The following is a 17,483-nucleotide window of genomic DNA, read 5'->3' as shown; positions in this document are numbered from 1 at the left end:
ACGTCACGGGTGGTGCTCGAGGAAGTCCTCGAGCACCTTCCCGTGGTTCAGCTCCAGATCGCGGACCCCCACCAGGAACGTCACCAGCGGATGCGCCGCGAGCAGTTCCCGGAGCTCGTCGACCGCCGGGTTCGTCGCCAGCTCCTGCTCGTAGCGGGCGCGGAACTCGTCGAACACCTCCGCCTCGCCGGACGGGGACGGGTCGCGGTGGAACCAGCGCCGCAGCTCCGTCGAGGGGGCTACGTCTTTCAGCCACACATCCACGGCGGCCCGCTCCTTGGTGAGCCCGCGCGGCCAGAGCCGGTCGATCAGGATGCGGAACCCGTCGTCGGGGCTCGGCGGGTCGTACACGCGCTTCACGGTGATCATGTGAACTCCTCGGATGCGGCTCGGATGTCGGTGCCTCAGTGCGTGTCGAGCAGGGCGTCCGTCTCGGCGGCCGTCGGCGCCGTGGCGGGGCCCGGACGGGTCACGGCGATGGCCGCGGCCGCGTTCGCCCGGCGGGCGGCGTCGACGGGTGCGTCGCCGCGGGCGAGCGCCGCAGCGAGCACGCCGCCGAAGGCGTCGCCCGCCCCGGTCGTGTCGACGGCCGTCACCGGGAACGCGGGCAGGTGCGCGGGCGCCGGATCGCCGGTGGCGACCCAGCAGCCGGACGCTCCGTCACGGACGACGGCGACCGCGCCGTCGCGGAGCATCCCGCGCAGGGCGCCCGCGGCGGGGGCGGGATGGGCGTGGGCGCGCAGCAGGCGCGCCTCGCGGGCGTTCGCGCTGAGCACGTCGGTGCGGCGCAGCACGGACTCCAGCAACTCGGGGTCGAGGGATGCCACGAGCGGGGACGGGTCGAAGACCACGCACGCCTCCGGCGGCAGTTCCGCCAGCCAGCCCGCGACGGCCGGACCCGCGGACGCGTGCGCGAGGCTGTAGCCGGAGACGTACACGACGTCACCGGGGCGCGGACGTACGGTGTCGAGATCGGCGCGCGACAGCATCCCCTCGGCGCCGGCGGCCGTGACGAACGTGCGCTCGGCATCGTCGTCGACGAGGACGACGCAGTAGCCGTTGTCCGCCGTCTCGAGCGGAGGGTTCGTCACAGAGATCCCCTCGCGCCAGAGGGCCTCGGCGACGACCTCGCCGAACGGGCCGCTGCCCGAGCGGCCGGCGAAGACGACCTCCGCCCCGTCGCGGGCGGCGGCCGCCATGACGTTGAAGCCTCCGCCTGCGACCATCCGGGCGCCGGACGCGAGGATGTCCCCGCCGCGTTCGGGCAGAGCGCCCACCCGCAGCAGGAGGTCCACCACGACCGTGCCGGTGTAGAGCACGCGCCCGTCAGGCATGACGCCTCCGCACCCGCAGCAGGCCGTCGACCAGCGGTTCGAGGTCGAGCGCATTGACGCGACGTACCGTGTCGAGCGCCGTGCGCGGCCAGTCGGCGGCGCCGGTCGCGCCGAGGACCGCCCCCGCCATCGCGGCGATGGTGTCCGTGTCGCCGCCGAGGCTCGCGGCGCGGCACAGCGTGTCCCACGCGGCGTCGGGGTCGGGATGGGCGGGGTCGCCGTTCGCCGCCGTCACCGCGACGAGCGCCAGGGCGGCCACCACCGACTCCTGGGCGGCGACGGAGGTGCCGATCACGTCGGCGAGGGCGTCGTCCTGGCTGCGCGGGTCGAGCCCGAGCAGGTGGGGGACCGCCCACTCGAGCCGCGCGGCGATGTCGCCGCCGGCGACCCAGTGGCCGCGGCGCGCCCCTTCGCGGGCGGCCGCGACGGCCACGTCGAGAGCCTCCGGCGTCTCCGCTCCGTCCACTCCGGCGCTGACCGCCGCACCGACGGCCGCCGCGCCCGCGATGCCGATCCCGGTGTTGTGGGTCAGGGCGCTGACCGAGACGACCGCGTCGACGAACGCGCGGAGCGGTTCGACGGGCACGGCGATGCCGACCGGCGTGATCCGCATGGCGGCGCCGTTCGTCGCGCCGAAGCGTCCCGCCTCCTCGGGCGGCATGCCGTCCTGCAGCCGCTGCAGCGCCGCGCGGGTGCTGGGGCCGAGCAGGTCGAGGGAGCCGCGCGCCTCCATGGTGCGCTCCCAGCCGAGCAGCTCCGCCGCGAGGACGCCGGGACGCACGCTGCCGTCGCCGTCGATCAGCAGCCGGGCGAGCAGCACGGCCTGCTCGGTGTCGTCGGTGATCGAGCCGGCAGGCATCTCGGCCGCGATCTGCTGGTGCGGCCCGGCGGCGACGAGTCCGCGGATCCGCCCGTGGTCGGCGGCGATGCGCTCGCGGGACATCGACTGCGTGGGCATGCCGAGCGCGTCCCCGAGGGCCAGCCCCTGGAGCGCGGCGAGCGCGCGGGCGCGCGCCGTGTCCCTCACAGCGGCGCCAGCAGTGCGCCGCGGAGCCGATCGCTGACGTCCGCCGGCACGTCGACGGCGGCGCCGAGCGCCTGGATGGCCCGGCTGAAGTAGTTGCGCGCTGCCGCGGCGAGGGTGATGTCGACGATCTCGCGGTCGGTGAAGCCCAGGTCGCGCAGGCGAGCCGTGTCGGATTCCGTGATCGTGTGCGCCTCGGTGCTGATCTTCTCGGCGTACTCCATCATGGCGACCTCGGCCTCGCTCAGGCCGGCGTCGTGGTAGTCGCGGGCGATGCGCTCCAGCTCGTCCACATCCATGAACGTGAGGCACTTGTGCCCGTGCGCGAGCCGGCAGTGGGTGCTGTGCAGCGCTTGGGCCGCCGCGAGCGTGACCAGTTCGTAGCGGCGCTTGCCGAGGTTCGGAGTGATGGTGCGCATCAGGTCCTCGAAGGCCCGGAACGCCTCCGGGTTCATGCTCATCACCCGGGTGTAATCGGCGACGTATCCGTGGTCTTCGAGGTCTTCGGCGTAGAGCTCGGCGACCTCGCCGGTCGCTTCGGACGGTTCGACGGTGCGGATGTAGGACACAGTGCCTCCTTGCGTTCGGTCGCCCCCATTGTGCCGCTGCGACCCCGCCGGGAGCCAGCGGCCCGGCCGTCGGCGACGTCCGCGTCAGCGCGCGTGGGTCCGCGCGCGTGGGTCAGTGCGCGTGGGTCAGTGCGCGAACGCCGCCTCCGCGGGGACGTCCGCCGGCTTGCGGATGAAGAAGGAGCCGACCACCGCGAACAGCGAGATGATCGCCCCCGCGACGAAGGCCGCCCGGATCCCGCCCGCCTGCGCCGCATCCACCGATGCCCCGCCGCTCGCCAGCGCGGTCGCCTGCAGCGTGAGCACCGCGATCAGGAGCGCAGTGCCCGCCGCGCCGCCGACCTGCTGGATCGTGCCGAGGATCGCGCTGCCGTGGGAGTACAGGTGCGGCGGAACCGCCCCGAGGCCCGCCGTGAACAGCGGGGTGAACATCATCGCGAGCCCGAGGCTCATGGTGACGTGCGCCGCGACCACCATGCCGACGGGCGTGTGCTCGGTGACCATCGTCAGCGACCAGAGCACCAGGCTGACCAGGATGGAGCCCGGAACGACCAGCACGCGCGGGTCGAAGCGGTCGTAGAGCCGCCCGACGAACGGGGCCGCGAGTCCCATGATCAGGCCGCCCGGAAGCAGGATGAGGCCCGTCGCGAGGGTGTCGAGGTGCAGCACGTGCTGCAGATAGAGCGGCAGCACGATGATCACGCCGAACATGGACGCCGTCGTGATCGCCATGAGCACGATCGAGACGGTGAAGATCGGGAACTTGAAGGTGCGGAGGTCGAGCAGTGCGCGGTCGGAGCGCTGCAGGATGAGCTGCCGCGTGATGAACGCCGCGAGACTGAGCACGCCCACCGTGAGCGATCCCCACAGCATCAGCGGGCTGGCGGCAGAGCCCCCGGACTCGCCGGAGAGCGTCAGCCCGTACACCAGTCCGCCGAAGCCGAATGCGGACAGGATCACGGACAGTACGTCGATGCGCACCTTCTGCGTCTCGGTCACGTTCTCGACGAAGCGCATGCCGATCAGCAGCATGACGAGTGCGATCGGGAGCACGATCAGGAAGATCCAGCGCCAGGCGAGGAAGTTGAGGATCAGGCCCGAGATCGTCGGGCCGACCGCGGGTGCGACCGAGATGACGATCGAGACGTTGCCCATGGTGCGTCCGCGGAGCGCCGGCGGCACCAGCGTCATGAGCGTCGTCATGAGCAGCGGGATCATGATGGCCGTGCCCGAGGCCTGCACCACGCGGGCGGCGACGAGCACGCCGAAGCCCGGCGCGAGGGCGGCGGACAGCGTGCCGAGCGAGAACAGCGACATGGCCGCGATGAACATCTGCCGCGTGGTGTAGCGCTGCAGCAGGATGCCCGTGATCGGGATGACCACGGCCATCGTCAGCATGAAGGCAGTCGACAGCCACTGGGCAGCGAGGGCGTCCACGTGGAGGTCGTCCATCAGCTTCGGGATGGCGACGGTCATGATCGTCTCGTTGAGGATCACGACGAACGTGGCCGCCAGCAGCAGCCAGATCACCCGCTGGTCGCGGGGGGCGATGCGCGCGGGCCCCGCCGACGCTGAAGGCGCGGCGCTGCGGTCGATCGCCACGGCGTCGACGGAAGGCACTGGTGAGGTCTTCTCAGTCACCGGTCCACAGTATCGGCGGCCGCCGACATCGTGGGTGTCGTCCGTGTGAACTGTGGAGAAGTTCGCTGAGCGCAGAAAAGGGGAGGGCGCCCGACGGACGCCCTCCCTCTCTTCGCGACGATCAGACGCCGGAGCCGCGCCCCTCGCCCTCCACGTCGATGCGCTCCTTGCGCACATCCTCGTTCACCGTCTCCGTGCCGGTGACCGTCTCGGAGTCGAGGCGCACGCGCTCGACCGGCACGGTCTCCTTGTCGACCACGGGACGCTCCTCGTGCAGGACGACCTCGTGCTCCTCCTCGCTGAGCTCCGGACCGTCCAGGGCCTCTCCGACGTTGGCGTCCGTGATGGGCTCGCGCTCCACCCGGACCTCCTCGCGGGTGACCGGCACCTCCACCTGCTGGTTCTCGGTGACGACGTACTTCCGCAGTCGTGCCCGGCCGGTCTCGACCCGCTCGGTGCCGACGTCGAGCCGCTCCTCGGAGCGCGTCATGGCGTCGTCGGTGTTCGGACCGGACGTGTCGTGACCCGCCCCGGCGGTGGTCGCCGTTCCGGTCGTGGCGTCCGCAGTGCCGAGGCCGGAGGTCGTGCCGTTCCCGCGGTAGTACGAGTAGAGCTGCTCCTCCTCCTGGGGGCTCAGCTCGGCGTCGTCCTCGATGCGCGGCGCATCCTTCACGACCGCCTTCTCGAACGGCACGCGGAGCCCGTCCGGCTCTTCGACAGCGTCGTCGAGAGGCACGAAGCTCTCGGAGGTGCCGAACAGGCCGGTCCGCACCGACGCCCAATTCGGCCGGCCGGTGGACGGGTCGACGTAGATCTGTCCGACGCTCCCGATCTTGTCCCCGTCGCGATCGATGACCTTGGTCCCGATGAGTGCGGCGATGTTGTTCTCGTTGATCATGTGGTTCTCCTCGTGTGCTTGTGCCCGCCGCGGCGAGCTTCTGCCCCGCTCGTGCGGTCCCGTCTCCGGGACTCGCCGTGCCTAGCGACCGAGTCCCACCCGGTCGACACGACGGTGGTAGCGCATGCCCGCGATTCCGCCCAGGATGGCGCCCCCGAGGCTGACGACCGCGACGATGATCGCCGTGATGACGCCCGTGAGGGTCACCGATCCTTCGGTGAGGGGGATGCGCGGGAAGCTGTTCAGGGTGCCCAGCACGTTGTACTGGCTGCCGAGGACCAGGCTGAGCACGGCCACGACGACCGCGATGATGACGGCCCACAGCCAGACGGCGATGCCCTGCTTCGCGCCGTCGAACCGGGCCATGCGCCCGGCGACGTAGCCGCCGCAGTAGTAGGCGACGAACAGGATGACGGCGAGCGCGATCGCACCGATGATGCCGACGGTGGAGGCGTTCTTGTTGGCCTGATCGACCGCGTTGTCGGTGTCTCCGCCGGAGGCTCCGAGGCCCACGGCCGCACCGGCCGCCGCGACGATCGCCGTGAGCAGGACGGCTGTTCCCGTTGCGGTGAGCCAGCCGAAGAAGGCGGAACCGAACTTCATCCCGCCGAACTCGCTCTTCTCCCGCTCCAGCACGTCGTTGCGGAGCGTGTGGGTCCGGTCCACGGGAACGGCGGCGCCCGTCGAATCCCGGTCGTAGACGGCGTCACCGGGCTCCCGGTGTTCGGCTGCCGGCGTCGGCTCGGTCATGATGTCCTCTTCCCTGGTCGCCCGCGGATGCGGGGCTCTCGGTTGGGGAGGACGGTAGGCGGCGCGCAGAGGCGGGCACAGACGGTTGATTTACGGGGGATACCGGAGGACTCTGACGCCTGCCGCCCTAGTGCGCGCCGCGGGGTCCGTCGCCGAGCCGGCTCACTGCGCGGACCGCCTCTCCGACCGCCGGCCCCACCGCGGCGAGCCGCTCCGCCGTGACGTCCGGACCCCAGGAGAAGCGGACCGCGGTACGCGCCACATCCTCCGGGTAGCCGAGCGCGAGCAGCACGTGCGAGGCGTCCTCGCTGCCCGCCGCGCACGCCGACCCGCTGGAGGACACGACACCGCGGCGCTCCAGCTCCAGCAGCACGGCCTCGCCGTTCACGCCCGGGAACACGAAGGACGCCGTGCCGGGGAGCCGCTCCGTCGGGTGCCCGGTCAGCTCCGCTCCCGGCGCCTCCGCAAGGACCGCCGCGACGAACGCGTCCCGTGCCGCCGCGGCCGCCGCCGCGCGCTCCGCGAGTCCGTCCGCGGCCAGTCGTGCGGCCGTCGCCAGGCCCACCGCCCCCGCCACGTTCTCCGTGCCGGAGCGCCGCCCGCGCTCCTGACCGCCGCCGTGCAGCACCGGCTCCAGGGGGATGCGCCCCCGCACGAACAGCGCGCCGATGCCTTTCGGGGCGCCCAGCTTGTGGCCCGAGACGCTCAGCGCATCCACCCCCAGGGTCCCGACGTCGAGGGGCAGCCAGCCGGCCGCCTGCACCGCGTCGGTGTGGAACGGGATGCCGTGCTCGTGCGCCAGAGCCGCGAGCTCGGCGACCGGTTGAACCGTCCCGACCTCGTTATTGGCCAGCATGACCGACGCCAGCGTCGTGTCGGGCCGCAGGGCCGCCGCGAAATCGTCGGGGGCGACGAGCCCGTCGCGGCCGACCGGCACGAACGTGACCGAGAAGCCGTGCAGCCGCACCAGGTGGTCGACCGACTCCAGCACGGCCTCGTGCTCGATCGGGGTGGTGACGACGTGGCGTCCGCGCGGGTTCGCCAGGGCGATTCCCTTGACGGCCAGGTTGTCCGCCTCCGTCCCGCCCGACGTGAAGACGACCTCGGAGGCGCGGCAGCCGAGCCACGCGGCCACGGCCGCGCGGGCGTCCGCGAGCGCGCGGGCCGCGGACTCGCCGACGCCGTGGTGGCTGGACGGGTTGCCGAAGTCCCCGGTCAGGTACGGCCACATCGCCTCCAGCACCTCCCGGCGCACCGGGGCGGTGGCTGCCGCGTCCAGGTAGATCACTCGACCACCACGTCGAGCCCCAGGTCGAGCGAGCGGACGCTGTGCGTGAGCGCGCCCGACGAGATCACGTCGACCCCGGTCTCGGCGATGTCGCGGACGGTGGCGAGGCTCACATTGCCGCTGGCCTCGACGATCGCCCGCCCCGCGATGAGCGCGACGCCCTCGCGCAGCTCGTCGAGGGAGAAGTTGTCCAGCATGATCGTGTCGACGCCGGCGGCGAGCACCGGCTCGATCTGGTCGATCCGGTCGACCTCGACCTCCAGGTGGGTGGTGTGCGGCAGCTGCTCGCGCACCTGGCGCAGGGCGTCCGTGAGCGACAGCCCGGTCTGGGCGGTGAGCACGGCGAGGTGGTTGTCCTTGGCCATCACCGCGTCCGAGAGCGAGTAGCGGTGGTTCCTTCCGCCGCCCGCGCGCACGGCGTGGCGTTCGAACGCGCGGAGTCCCGGCGTCGTCTTGCGGGTGTCCACGATGCGGGCGGAGGTGTGCGCCACCTCCGCGACGAAGGCGGCGGTGAGCGTCGCGATCCCGCTCATCCGCTGCACGAAGTTGAGGGCGACGCGCTCGCCCTGCAGCACCGACCGGGCCGGCCCGGTCACGGATGCCAGGGTGTCCCCGGCCGCGAAGGCCGTGCCGTCGGCGACGCGCAGGTCCACGTCGACGGCCGGGTCGGTGAGCGTCATCGCCGCGGCGAACACCTCCCCGCCGGCGAACGTGCCCGGCTCGCGGGCCACCAGGTGGGCGGTCGCGGTCGCGGACTCCGGGATGAGCGTCTGGCTCGTGATGTCGCCCCACGGCGCATCCTCGGTGAGGGCCGCCTGGACGACGGTGTGGATGATCTGGCGGGTCAGCATGCTGCGGGCACCTCGAGTCGGGTCGGCTGCGAACGGTCGGCGCCGATGCCGGGGAGCGCAGCGCCGGGGAGGACGGTGTGGACGGGCGCACCCTCGTCAGGCAGCGGGAAGTCGGAGCGGAAGTGCGCGCCGCGCGACTCCTCCCGGCGGAGCGCCGCGGCGACGACGAGGCGGCCGAGGGTGAGGAGGTTGGCGTCCTCACCGGGCTCCGGCAGCTGCGTCGCGGCGAGCTCGGCCGCGGCCGCCTCCAGCTGGGCGCCGTCACGGTGCAGCCCGGCGGACTGCCACAGCAGTTCGGCGAGTCGCGCACGGTCGAAGCGCCGGGATGCGGCGGTGGTCGTCTCGGAATCGGGGAGCGTTGCGATCGCGCCCTCGCGCATCCACTCGGGCGTCTCCGTCCACGGTGCGTCGATGGCGCCGGCGGCCCGGTGCGCGAACACGAGGCCCTCCAGCAGCGAGTTCGACGCCAGGCGGTTCGCGCCGTGGGTGCCCGTGCAGGCGACCTCTCCGACCGCGAACAGTCCGGGCACCGTCGTCCGGCCCTCGACATCCGTCGCGACGCCGCCCATGGCGTAGTGCGCCGCCGGTGTCACCGGGATCGGCCGGCGGCCCCAGTCGTACCCGGCGGCGCGGGTGGCGGCGTCGATGGTCGGGAAGCGGCGCGCCAGGAAGGCGCCGCCGAGCGCCGTCGCATCCAGCAGCACCGGACGTCCGCCCTGCGCCGCCATCTCCACCGCGATGCCACGGGCCACCACGTCGCGCGGGGCGAGTTCGGCATCCGGATGCACGTCGGTCATGAAGCGCTCGCCGCGGGCGTTGCGCAGCACCGCGCCCTCGCCGCGAACGGCCTCCGAGACGAGGAACGCCCCGGCGCCGGCGGGCGCGGACGCCGTGTAGAGGGCGGTGGGATGGAACTGCGTGAACTCCAGGTCGGCCAGCGCCGCGCCGGCGCGCCAGGCCGCGGCGACGCCGTCCCCGGTCGCCACCGCGGGGTTCGTCGTGTGCGCGTACAGCCGCCCCCAGCCTCCGGTGGCCAGCACGACCGCATCCGCATCCAGCTCGACCGCCCGGTCGTCGATGCGCAGCGCCACGCCCGTCGCGTGCCCGTCGCGCACCAGGACGTCGGCGAGGAACGCCCGCTCGACGATCGCGATCCCGGCCGCGCGGACTGCGGCCACGAGCGCCCGCTCCAACTCCGCCCCTGTCGCGTCGCCGCCCGCGTGCAGCACGCGGGCCGACGAGTGGGCGGCCTCCAGCCCGCGGGCGAAGCCGTCGCCGTCGCGGTCGAAGGCGGCGCCCAGCGCGATCAGTTCGCGCACGCGCTCCGGGCCGTCCGCGCACAGCGCCTCGACCGCCTCCCGGACGTTCAGGCCCGCCCCGGCGCGCAGCGTGTCGGCGACGTGGGCCGCCACGCTGTCGTCCGGGAAGAGTGCCGCGGCGATCCCGCCCTGCGCGTAGCGGGTGCTGCCGTCGCTCAGCGCGGCCTTGGTCACGATCGCGACCGCGTGCCCGAGCGCGTGCGCCCGCAGCGCGGCCGTGAGACCGGCGATGCCGCTCCCGACGACGACCACGCGGCTCATGTCACGCCGCCATCGTGGTGTCGGGCCGCGCGGCGAGCATCCGCTCCAGGGCCACCCGTGCGGGCGCGGCGACCGTCTCGGGAACCGCCACCTGGTTCACGACCTCGCCGCGCACCAGTGCCTCCAGCACCCACGCGAGGTAGCCCGGGTGGATGCGGTACATCGTCGAGCACGGGCAGACGACCGCATCGAGGCAGAAGATGGTGTGCTGCGGGAACTGCGCCGCCAGCCGCTGCACCAGGTTGATCTCGGTGCCGATCGCGAACGTCGACCCGGCCGGCGCCGCCTGGATCGCCTTCACGATGTAGTCGGTCGAGCCGTACTCGTCGGCCGCATCCACCACATCCATCGGGCACTCGGGGTGCACGATCACGCGGACGCCCGGGAACTCGGCCCGCGCGTGCTCGATCTGACCGACCGTGAAGCGCTTGTGCACCGAGCAGAAGCCGTGCCAGAGGATGACGCGCGCGTCCTGCAGGGTGGACGCGTCGGTGCCGCCCCAGGCCTTGCGCGGGTTCCACAGCGGCATGCGCCCGAGGGGCACGCCCATCGCCTTCGCGGTGTTGCGGCCCAGGTGCTGGTCGGGGAAGAAGAGGACGCGCTGCCCGCGCTCGAACGCCCACTCCAGCACCGTGGCGGCGTTGGAGGAGGTGCACACGATCCCGCCGTGCTCGCCGCAGAACGCCTTGAGCGCCGCCGACGAGTTCATGTAGGTGACCGGGATGACCGGCACGCGGCCGTCCGCATCCGGTTCGGTGCCGTACAGCTCCTCCAGCTGCTCCCAGCACTCCTGCACCGAGTCGAGGTCGGCCATGTCGGCCATCGAGCATCCGGCCGCCAGGTTGGGGAGGATGACCCGCTGGTCCGGGCGGGACACGATGTCCGCCGTCTCCGCCATGAAGTGGACGCCGCAGAACACGATCGCCTCGGCCTCCGGTCGCGCCTTCGCCGCGTTGGCCAGCTGGAACGAGTCGCCCACGAAGTCGGCGTACTGCACGACCTCGTCGCGCTGGTAGAAGTGGCCCATCACGGCCACCCGGTCGCCGAGGGTCTGCTTGGCGGCGCGGATGCGGTCGCCGAGCTCCTGGGCGGAGGCGGTGCGGTACTCCTCGGGCAGCTCGCCCTGCCGCGGCGCGTCCGCCGGGATGGGGTCGCCGAGCGAGGCGCCGGGCCCGTACGAGGGCGCCAGCCGGTCGAACTCCCAGGGGGCGTCGGCGAGCTCCGGCGTGCAGGTCTCGCCGTCGAGCTGGCCCGACGCGATCAGCCGGATGGTGGTGTCGACCGAGGCGATGGTCATGCGCTTCTTCCTTCGAACGGATGCTGCTGGCGGGGGAGCGGCCCCGCGTCGGCGAGGTCGATGGTGTCGTTGTAGCGGTACAGCCGCGGCGGCCGGTGCGGAGTGCCGGTCAGGTACTCGTCGGTCGCGACGACGGTGCCGGACGCCTCGATGGTGCGGCGGAAGTTGGCGGGATCGAGGGGCCGGCCGAGCACGGCTTCGTGCACGCCGCGCAGCTGGGCCAGCGTGAAGCGCTCGCCGAGGAAGGCGAGGGCGATCCGCGAGTACTCCATCTTGGTGCGGAGCCGCCAGAGCGCGTACTCGACGATGACGTTGTGGTCGAAGGCGAGCTGCGGCAGCTCGTCGGCCGGGAACCAGCGCACGTTCTGCCCGACGCTCGCGCGCTCGGCCTCGTCGCTGCGCACCAGCGCCCAGTACACGACGGACACGACGCGCTCCGCGCCGGGGGAGCGGTCCGGGTCGCCGAACGCGTACAGCTGCTCCAGGTAGCTCGGCGTGAGCCCGGTCGTGTCGTCGAGGGTGCGCGCGGCGGCGTAGGCGAGGTCCTCCCCGACGCGCAGCGGGCCGCCCGGCAGCGCCCAGCGCCCGTCGAACGGCTCGCGGATGCGGCGCACGAGCGGCAGCCACACCTGGGGGACTCCGCCGGTCTCGTCATCCGACCGCAGCGCGAAGATGACCGTCGACACAGCGAGCTTCGCGCTTTCGTGCTGTTCGGCCATGGTCACCCTCCGTCCCTAAGAGTCAACATTACCTTAACTTCGCAACCATCTTAGTGTCACCACAACCCGAACACCAAGCGCTACGTCTCGTCGGGTCGCGATTTGTGCCAAATCGCGGTTATGCGCCCGCCATAACCACGATTTGGCACAAATCGTGCGGGGGATGGGGCAGCGGGGGAGGCGGTGGAGCGGCCCGGAGTTATGAAAGTAATTTCGTGCTACATAAAGGTCTCCACTCGGATAGGTTGCGACTGAAGCCTCGGTCTTCCACGCCATGCCGCTCGGCCCGAAGTTCCGTCGCTATCGAGAGGAGTCCCGGAATGCCTGACGACGACATCGACTACGAAGCGCTCATCGCGGAGCTGACCGACCCCGATAAGCCGCTGACCCCGACCGGCAAGGCACTCTACGGCGAGGAGGCCGCGCGCGCCGGTCGCGAGATGCTGCTGCGAGAGTACGGCAGCGAGGAAGCGCTCGAACCGGCCCTGAAGCCGGGTCGGCCCGGTCTGGGGTCTGCGGGCGACGGCCCGTCGCCGACCGTGCGGGCCCGCGTCTCCCGGCATGACTTCGATGAGCTGGCGAAGCTCAAGGCGCGCACCGGCCGCACGGAGGCCGATCTGCTGCGCGAGGGCGTCCACCTGCTCCTGGAGCGCTACAAGACCGCGAGTTGACCGGCAGGCGAGCGCCCGCATCCGGAACCGGATATGCTGGCCGGACATCCAACTGAATACCGGGCCAACGAGGTCGATGCGGGAGAGCCGGGCGCGCGAGCGGACGGCACCGAAGGAGCAATCCTCCCCGACAATCTCTCAGGTACGCGTACCGCATCGGACTGGCCACTCTGAAAAGCAGGACGGCGCCCGCCGTCCTCGCCCACGGTGAAAGCCACGCTCCTCACGGGACGCGGTGAAACTCTCAGGCCGGATGACAGAGGGGGAGTTCTTCCCGGGAGCGGTCACGCTCCCGCAGCCCCCGGCCGCTCGGCCGGCGAATCGGAGAACTCATGACCTCGCAGCAGAGCCAGCCGTCCGACCGGCAGACCGGCGAACGCACCTCCCCGCTCCACGACGCGCACAGCGCGGCCGGCGCCTCCTTCACCGACTTCGCCGGCTGGCAGATGCCGGTCCGCTACTCGTCCGACCTGGCCGAGCACCACGCGGTGCGTACCGCCGCCGGGCTCTTCGACCTGTCGCACATGGGCGAGATCGTGCTCATCGGCCCGGAGGCCGGGGAGGCGCTCGACTACGCCCTCGCGGGCCGGCTGTCGGCCCTCGCCGTCGACCAGGCGAAGTACAGCCTCCTGCTGTCCCGCTCGGGCGGCATCATCGACGACCTCGTCGTGTACCGCACCGGCGACGACCGCTACATGGTGGTGGCGAACGCGTCCAACCGGGATGCCGTGGCCCAGGAGCTGCGCGACCGCACCGCGCCGTTCGACGTCGAGGTGTTCGACGAGTCCGACGACATCGCGCTGATCGCGGTGCAGGGTCCCGCCGCCCTCTCCGTCCTGCTCGCGACCGCCGGCCTCTCCGCCGACGCCGGAGCGCTGGGCGGCGCCGACTTCGGCGAGCGCCTCTCGGCCCTCAAGTACTACTGGTCGCTCCCGGCCGAGTTCGAGACGCATCCCGTGCTCATCGCCCGCACCGGCTACACCGGCGAGGACGGCTTCGAGCTGTACCTGGCGCCCGACAACGCCCGCGCCCTGTGGGATGCGCTGCTCGAGGCGGGCGCCGCCCAGGGCCTCGTCCCGGCCGGTCTCGCCAGCCGCGACACCCTCCGCCTCGAGGCGGGGATGCCGCTGTACGGCCACGAGCTCGGCCTCGACACCATGCCGGCGCAGGCGGGCCTGGGCCGGGTCGTGAACCTCGCCAAGGAGACCGACTTCGTCGGCCGCGCCGCCAGCGAGGAGGGCCCCGACGCCGAGGCCCGCGTGCTCGTCGGGCTGGTGGGCGAGGGCAAGCGCGCCGCGCGCGCCGGCTACCCCGTGTACGCGAAGGACGTGGCCGACGGCGAGGACGCCGCGGTGGGCGTCGTCACCTCCGGCGCGCTGTCGCCGACGCTGGGCGTCCCCATCGCGATGGCCTACGTGGCCCCGCAGCTCGCCCGCGAGAACACCGTGCTCCATGTGGATGTGCGCGGCACGCGCCTCCCGTTCACCGTCACCGCCCTCCCCTTCTACAGCAGAAAGAAGCGCTAGCCATGGCCGCAGAACGAGACCTGAAGTACACGCCCGAGCACGAGTGGCTCCTGGTCGAGGGCGACGTCGCGACCGTCGGCATCACCTCCTACGCCGCCGAGAAGCTGGGTGACGTGGTGTTCGTCGAGCTGCCCGAGGAGGGCAGCGACGTGACCGCCGGCCGCGTGGTCGGCGAGATCGAGTCGACGAAGTCGGTCGGCGAGCTGTTCGCGCCGGTCGACGGCGTCGTCGCGGAGGCGAACTCCGCCGTCGTCGACGCGCCCGAACTGGTCAACTCGGACCCGTTCGGCGAGGGCTGGCTCGTCAAGGTCCGCTTCAGCGCCCTGCCCGACAACCTCCTGAGCTACGACGAGTACGCCGCCCTGACCGGCGAGTAAGGTTCCGACCCCTCACATGACCGACCTCTTCCCGACGCGTCACATCGGCACCGATGGCGACGCGCAGAGCACCATGCTGTCCGCGATCGCCGCGGCGGCCTCCCGTGACTGGAGCTCCGTCGAGGAGCTCGTCACCGCCGCCGTCCCCGAATCGATCCGCGTCGACGGCGACCGCACCCCGGCGCTCCCCGCGCCGCTGGGGGAGCGGGCCGCCCTCCGCGAGCTCCGCGCCATCGCCGCGCGCAACACCGTCAACCGCAGCCTCATCGGCCTCGGCTACTACGGCACGATCACCCCGGCGGTGATCAAGCGCAACGTGCTCGAGAACCCGGGCTGGTACACGGCGTACACGCCCTACCAGCCGGAGATCTCGCAGGGGCGCCTCGAGGCGCTGATCAACTTCCAGACGATGGTCTCCGACCTGACCGGGCTGGACACGGCCAACGCGTCGATGCTCGACGAGGGCACCGCGGTCGTCGAGGGGATGCTGCTTGCGCGCCGCGCATCCAAGGCGAGGTCCGCACGCTTCGTCGTCGACGCGGACACCTTCCCGCAGACGCTCGCCCTGCTGCGCAACCGCGCGGACGCGGTCGGGATCGAGCTGGTCGTGCTAGACCTGGCGTCGTTGCCGTCCGACGCCCCCGAGCTGTCGGACGCGTTCGGCCTGTTCGTGCAGTACCCGGGCGCCTCCGGGCGGGTCTGGGACCCGTCCGCCGCCATCCGCACCGCCAAGGACGCGGGCGCCGTCGTGGTGGCCGCCGCCGACCTGCTGGCGCTGACGCAGCTGCGCAGCCCCGGCGAGCTCGGCGCCGACGTGGCGGTCGGCACCAGCCAGCGCTTCGGCGTCCCCATGGGCTTCGGCGGCCCGCACGCCGGCTACATGGCTGTCCGTAAGGGCCTCGAGCGGCAGCTGCCGGGCCGTCTGGTCGGTGTGTCGCAGGATGCCGTCGGCAAGCCCGCGTACCGGCTCACCCTGCAGACGCGCGAGCAGCACATCCGCCGCGAGAAGGCGACCTCCAACATCTGCACCGCTCAGGTGCTGCTCGCCGTGATGGCCGCGATGTACGCCGTCTACCACGGACCGGCGGGCCTGCGCGCGATCGGGAGCCAGGTGCACCTGTCGACCGTCGCCCTGGCGGACGCCCTGCGCGAGTCCGGCGTCGAGGTCGTGTCGCGTTCGTTCTTCGACACGCTCCAGGTCGAGGTGGACGACGCCGCCACGGTCGTGCGCCGCGCCCACGAGCGCGGATTGCTGCTGCACGTGACCGACGCGGGACTCGTCTCGCTGAGCGTTGACGAGGAGTCGGCCGCCGACCTGCGCGACGGCGTCTTCCCGCTCGCCGAGCTGATCGAGGCGCTCGGCGGCACGGTCGAGGGCGAGGCGGTTCTGCCGGCCGCGACCGAGGCATCCTTCGACCCGGCGCTCGTCCGCGAGTCCGCCTACCTCAGCCACCCGGTGTTCAACACGCATCACAGCGAGACCGCGATGATGCGCTATCTGCGCCTGCTGCAGGACCGCGACTACGCGCTCGACCGCGGCATGATCCCGCTCGGCTCGTGCACCATGAAGCTGAACGCGGCGACCGAGATGGAGGCCGTCACCTGGCCCGAGTTCGCGGCGCTGCATCCCTTCGCCCCCGCCGCGGACGTCGCCGGCTCGCTCGAGCTGATCGACCAGCTCGAGGGCTGGCTGGCCGACGTCACCGGCTACGACACGGTCTCCCTGCAGCCGAACGCCGGCAGCCAGGGCGAGCTCGCCGGGCTGCTCGCGATCCGCGGGTACCACCGCTCGCGCGGCGACCTGCAGCGGACGGTGTGCCTCATCCCGCAGTCCGCCCACGGCACGAACGCGGCATCGGCCGTGCTCGCCGGCATGAGCGTCGTGGTCGTCGCCACCGACGAGCTCGGCAACGTCGACCTCGACGACCTGCGCGCCAAGATCGCGGACCATGCGGACACGCTGGCCGCGCTGATGATCACCTACCCGTCGACGCACGGCGTCTACGAGCACGAGGTCGTGGCCATCACGCAGGCGGTGCACGACGCGGGCGGCCAGGTGTACGTCGACGGCGCGAACCTCAACGCGCTGCTCGGCTACGCGCGGTTCGGGGACTTCGGCGGCGACGTCAGCCACCTCAACCTGCACAAGACCTTCTGCATCCCGCACGGCGGCGGCGGACCGGGCGTCGGCCCGGTCGCGGCCAAGGCGCACCTCGCGCCGTTCCTGCCCGGGCACCCGCTCGCGCAGGACGCGACGCACCCGCTCGCCGGCGGCGGCCGGGTCGAGCACGGCGGCGCGCCGGTCTCGGCGGCGCCGTACGGCAGCCCGAGCATCCTGCCGATCAGCTGGGCGTACGTCCGGATGATGGGCGCGGAGGGGCTGAAGGATGCGACCGGTGCGGCCGTGCTCGCGGCCAACTACGTCGCCGCGCGGCTGCGGGAGCACTTCCCGGTGCTCTACGCGGGCGAGGACGGGCTGGTCGCGCACGAGTGCATCCTCGACCTGCGTCCGCTCACCGAGCGCACGGGGGTGACCGTCGACGACGTGGCCAAGCGCCTGATCGACTACGGCTTCCACGCGCCCACCATGTCGTTCCCGGTCGCGGGCACCCTCATGGTGGAGCCGACCGAGAGCGAGGACCTCGCGGAGCTCGACCGTTTCGTGGCCGCGATGATCGCGATCCGCGCCGAGGCCGACGCCGTCGCGGCGGAGGACTGGCCGTCCGACGACAACCCGCTCCGCAACGCGCCGCACACCGCGGAGGCCGCCGTCGCATCCGACTGGAGCCACCCGTACTCCCGCGAGCAGGCCGTGTACCCCGTCCCGGCCCTCGTCCGCGCGAAGTACTGGCCTCCCGTGCGCCGCATCGACCAGGCCTACGGCGATCGCAACCTTTTCTGCGCCTGCCCCCCGACCGAGGCCTTCGCCTAGCCGCACCCCCACCGTCGAGTACACGA

The 17,483-nt window shown here is 72.4% G+C and carries 16 protein-coding genes and 2 riboswitches; of the genes, 4 read left to right on the top strand and 12 right to left on the bottom strand.

Translation table 11 applies throughout. The features are described 5' to 3' along the window. Positions 1 to 3 precede the first annotated feature (3 nt). The 12 genes from J2W45_RS06845 to J2W45_RS06790 form a co-directional block, all read right to left on the bottom strand. Entirely contained in the window at positions 4 to 369 is a 366-nt protein-coding gene (locus tag J2W45_RS06845) for a DUF488 domain-containing protein (protein ID WP_310130103.1), read from the bottom strand. A 35-nt stretch (positions 370 to 404) separates the two neighbouring features. After that, positions 405 to 1,334, bottom strand: a complete 930-nt coding sequence (locus tag J2W45_RS06840; RefSeq protein WP_310130102.1) for a PfkB family carbohydrate kinase — start codon at positions 1,332 to 1,334, stop codon at positions 405 to 407. Beyond that, a complete protein-coding gene (locus J2W45_RS06835) occupies positions 1,327 to 2,361 on the bottom strand; it encodes an ADP-ribosylglycohydrolase family protein (RefSeq protein WP_310130097.1) in 1,035 nt (344 codons plus the stop codon). Before J2W45_RS06835 ends, J2W45_RS06840 begins: the two co-directional genes overlap by 8 nt. Then, a complete protein-coding gene (locus J2W45_RS06830; RefSeq protein ID WP_310130093.1) occupies positions 2,358 to 2,927 on the bottom strand; it encodes a peroxidase-related enzyme in 570 nt (189 codons plus the stop codon). Before J2W45_RS06830 ends, J2W45_RS06835 begins: the two co-directional genes overlap by 4 nt. A gap of 126 nt (positions 2,928 to 3,053) precedes the next feature. Then, the gene (locus J2W45_RS06825) at positions 3,054 to 4,547 is read right to left on the bottom strand and encodes an MDR family MFS transporter (RefSeq protein ID WP_310134948.1); all 1,494 of its coding nucleotides are present in this window, start codon (positions 4,545 to 4,547) and stop codon (positions 3,054 to 3,056) included. A gap of 142 nt (positions 4,548 to 4,689) precedes the next feature. After that, positions 4,690 to 5,466: a PRC and DUF2382 domain-containing protein gene (locus J2W45_RS06820; protein ID WP_310130090.1), complete on the bottom strand. Its 777-nt coding sequence runs from the start codon at positions 5,464 to 5,466 to the stop codon at positions 4,690 to 4,692. 81 nt (positions 5,467 to 5,547) lie between these two features. Continuing rightward, positions 5,548 to 6,216, bottom strand: coding sequence for a hypothetical protein (locus J2W45_RS06815; protein ID WP_310130088.1), 669 nt, complete (start codon positions 6,214 to 6,216; stop codon positions 5,548 to 5,550). A 127-nt stretch (positions 6,217 to 6,343) separates the two neighbouring features. Then, positions 6,344 to 7,504: a cysteine desulfurase family protein gene (locus tag J2W45_RS06810; protein ID WP_310130086.1), complete on the bottom strand. Its 1,161-nt coding sequence runs from the start codon at positions 7,502 to 7,504 to the stop codon at positions 6,344 to 6,346. Further along, the gene (gene nadC / locus J2W45_RS06805; RefSeq protein WP_310130084.1) at positions 7,501 to 8,355 is read right to left on the bottom strand and encodes a carboxylating nicotinate-nucleotide diphosphorylase; all 855 of its coding nucleotides are present in this window, start codon (positions 8,353 to 8,355) and stop codon (positions 7,501 to 7,503) included. Before nadC ends, J2W45_RS06810 begins: the two co-directional genes overlap by 4 nt. Then, positions 8,349 to 9,935: an L-aspartate oxidase gene (nadB, locus tag J2W45_RS06800; RefSeq protein WP_310130082.1), complete on the bottom strand. Its 1,587-nt coding sequence runs from the start codon at positions 9,933 to 9,935 to the stop codon at positions 8,349 to 8,351. The genes nadC and nadB overlap by 7 nt, the downstream gene beginning before the upstream one ends. A gap of 1 nt (position 9,936) precedes the next feature. Further along, a complete protein-coding gene (gene nadA, locus J2W45_RS06795) occupies positions 9,937 to 11,232 on the bottom strand; it encodes a quinolinate synthase NadA (protein ID WP_310130079.1) in 1,296 nt (431 codons plus the stop codon). Then, complete coding sequence (locus tag J2W45_RS06790; protein ID WP_310130075.1) at positions 11,229 to 11,951, bottom strand: NUDIX hydrolase; 723 nt, start codon at positions 11,949 to 11,951, stop codon at positions 11,229 to 11,231. The genes nadA and J2W45_RS06790 overlap by 4 nt, the downstream gene beginning before the upstream one ends. Positions 11,952 to 12,271: 320 nt before the next feature. Here J2W45_RS06790 and J2W45_RS06785 point away from each other — a divergent pair, with 320 nt between their 5' ends. The 4 genes from J2W45_RS06785 (at position 12,272) to gcvP (ending at position 17,457) form a co-directional block, all read left to right on the top strand. Beyond that, positions 12,272 to 12,622 carry a hypothetical protein gene (locus J2W45_RS06785; RefSeq protein ID WP_310130072.1) on the top strand — a complete coding sequence of 117 codons (351 nt, stop codon included), beginning with the start codon at positions 12,272 to 12,274 and terminating at the stop codon, positions 12,620 to 12,622. A gap of 69 nt (positions 12,623 to 12,691) precedes the next feature. Further along, a riboswitch (glycine riboswitch) is annotated at positions 12,692 to 12,786 on the top strand. 1 nt (position 12,787) lies between these two features. Then, a riboswitch (glycine riboswitch) is annotated at positions 12,788 to 12,889 on the top strand. Between the two features lie 65 nt (positions 12,890 to 12,954). Next, positions 12,955 to 14,148, top strand: coding sequence for a glycine cleavage system aminomethyltransferase GcvT (gene gcvT / locus J2W45_RS06780; RefSeq protein WP_310130069.1), 1,194 nt, complete (start codon positions 12,955 to 12,957; stop codon positions 14,146 to 14,148). A 2-nt stretch (positions 14,149 to 14,150) separates the two neighbouring features. Continuing rightward, positions 14,151 to 14,525 carry a glycine cleavage system protein GcvH gene (gene gcvH / locus J2W45_RS06775; RefSeq protein ID WP_310130066.1) on the top strand — a complete coding sequence of 125 codons (375 nt, stop codon included), beginning with the start codon at positions 14,151 to 14,153 and terminating at the stop codon, positions 14,523 to 14,525. Positions 14,526 to 14,541: 16 nt separating this feature from the next. Then, positions 14,542 to 17,457 carry an aminomethyl-transferring glycine dehydrogenase gene (gene gcvP, locus J2W45_RS06770; protein ID WP_310130062.1) on the top strand — a complete coding sequence of 972 codons (2,916 nt, stop codon included), beginning with the start codon at positions 14,542 to 14,544 and terminating at the stop codon, positions 17,455 to 17,457. The last annotated feature ends 26 nt before the right edge of the window (positions 17,458 to 17,483 follow it).

This window comes from Leifsonia shinshuensis, assembly GCF_031456835.1.
Taxonomy (GTDB): domain Bacteria; phylum Actinomycetota; class Actinomycetes; order Actinomycetales; family Microbacteriaceae; genus Leifsonia; species Leifsonia shinshuensis_C.
Note: the sequence above shows the minus strand (reverse complement) of the source record. Positions and strands in the feature narration are given on the sequence as shown.

Bases quoted from the DNA above. Each gene is read 5' to 3' on its own strand.
- J2W45_RS06845 (WP_310130103.1), bottom strand. From the start codon at position 369: ATGATCACCGTGAAGCGCGTGTACGACCCGCCGAGCCCCGACGACGGG.
- J2W45_RS06840 (WP_310130102.1), bottom strand. From the start codon at position 1,334: ATGCCTGACGGGCGCGTGCTCTACACCGGCACGGTCGTGGTGGACCTC.
- J2W45_RS06820 (WP_310130090.1), bottom strand. From the start codon at position 5,466: ATGATCAACGAGAACAACATCGCCGCACTCATCGGGACCAAGGTCATC.
- J2W45_RS06815 (WP_310130088.1), bottom strand. From the start codon at position 6,216: ATGACCGAGCCGACGCCGGCAGCCGAACACCGGGAGCCCGGTGACGCC.
- nadC (WP_310130084.1), bottom strand. From the start codon at position 8,355: ATGCTGACCCGCCAGATCATCCACACCGTCGTCCAGGCGGCCCTCACC.
- nadB (WP_310130082.1), bottom strand. From the start codon at position 9,935: ATGAGCCGCGTGGTCGTCGTCGGGAGCGGCATCGCCGGTCTCACGGCC.
- nadA (WP_310130079.1), bottom strand. From the start codon at position 11,232: ATGACCATCGCCTCGGTCGACACCACCATCCGGCTGATCGCGTCGGGC.
- J2W45_RS06790 (WP_310130075.1), bottom strand. From the start codon at position 11,951: ATGGCCGAACAGCACGAAAGCGCGAAGCTCGCTGTGTCGACGGTCATC.
- J2W45_RS06785 (WP_310130072.1), top strand. From the start codon at position 12,272: ATGCCTGACGACGACATCGACTACGAAGCGCTCATCGCGGAGCTGACC.
- gcvT (WP_310130069.1), top strand. From the start codon at position 12,955: ATGACCTCGCAGCAGAGCCAGCCGTCCGACCGGCAGACCGGCGAACGC.
- gcvH (WP_310130066.1), top strand. From the start codon at position 14,151: ATGGCCGCAGAACGAGACCTGAAGTACACGCCCGAGCACGAGTGGCTC.
- gcvP (WP_310130062.1), top strand. From the start codon at position 14,542: ATGACCGACCTCTTCCCGACGCGTCACATCGGCACCGATGGCGACGCG.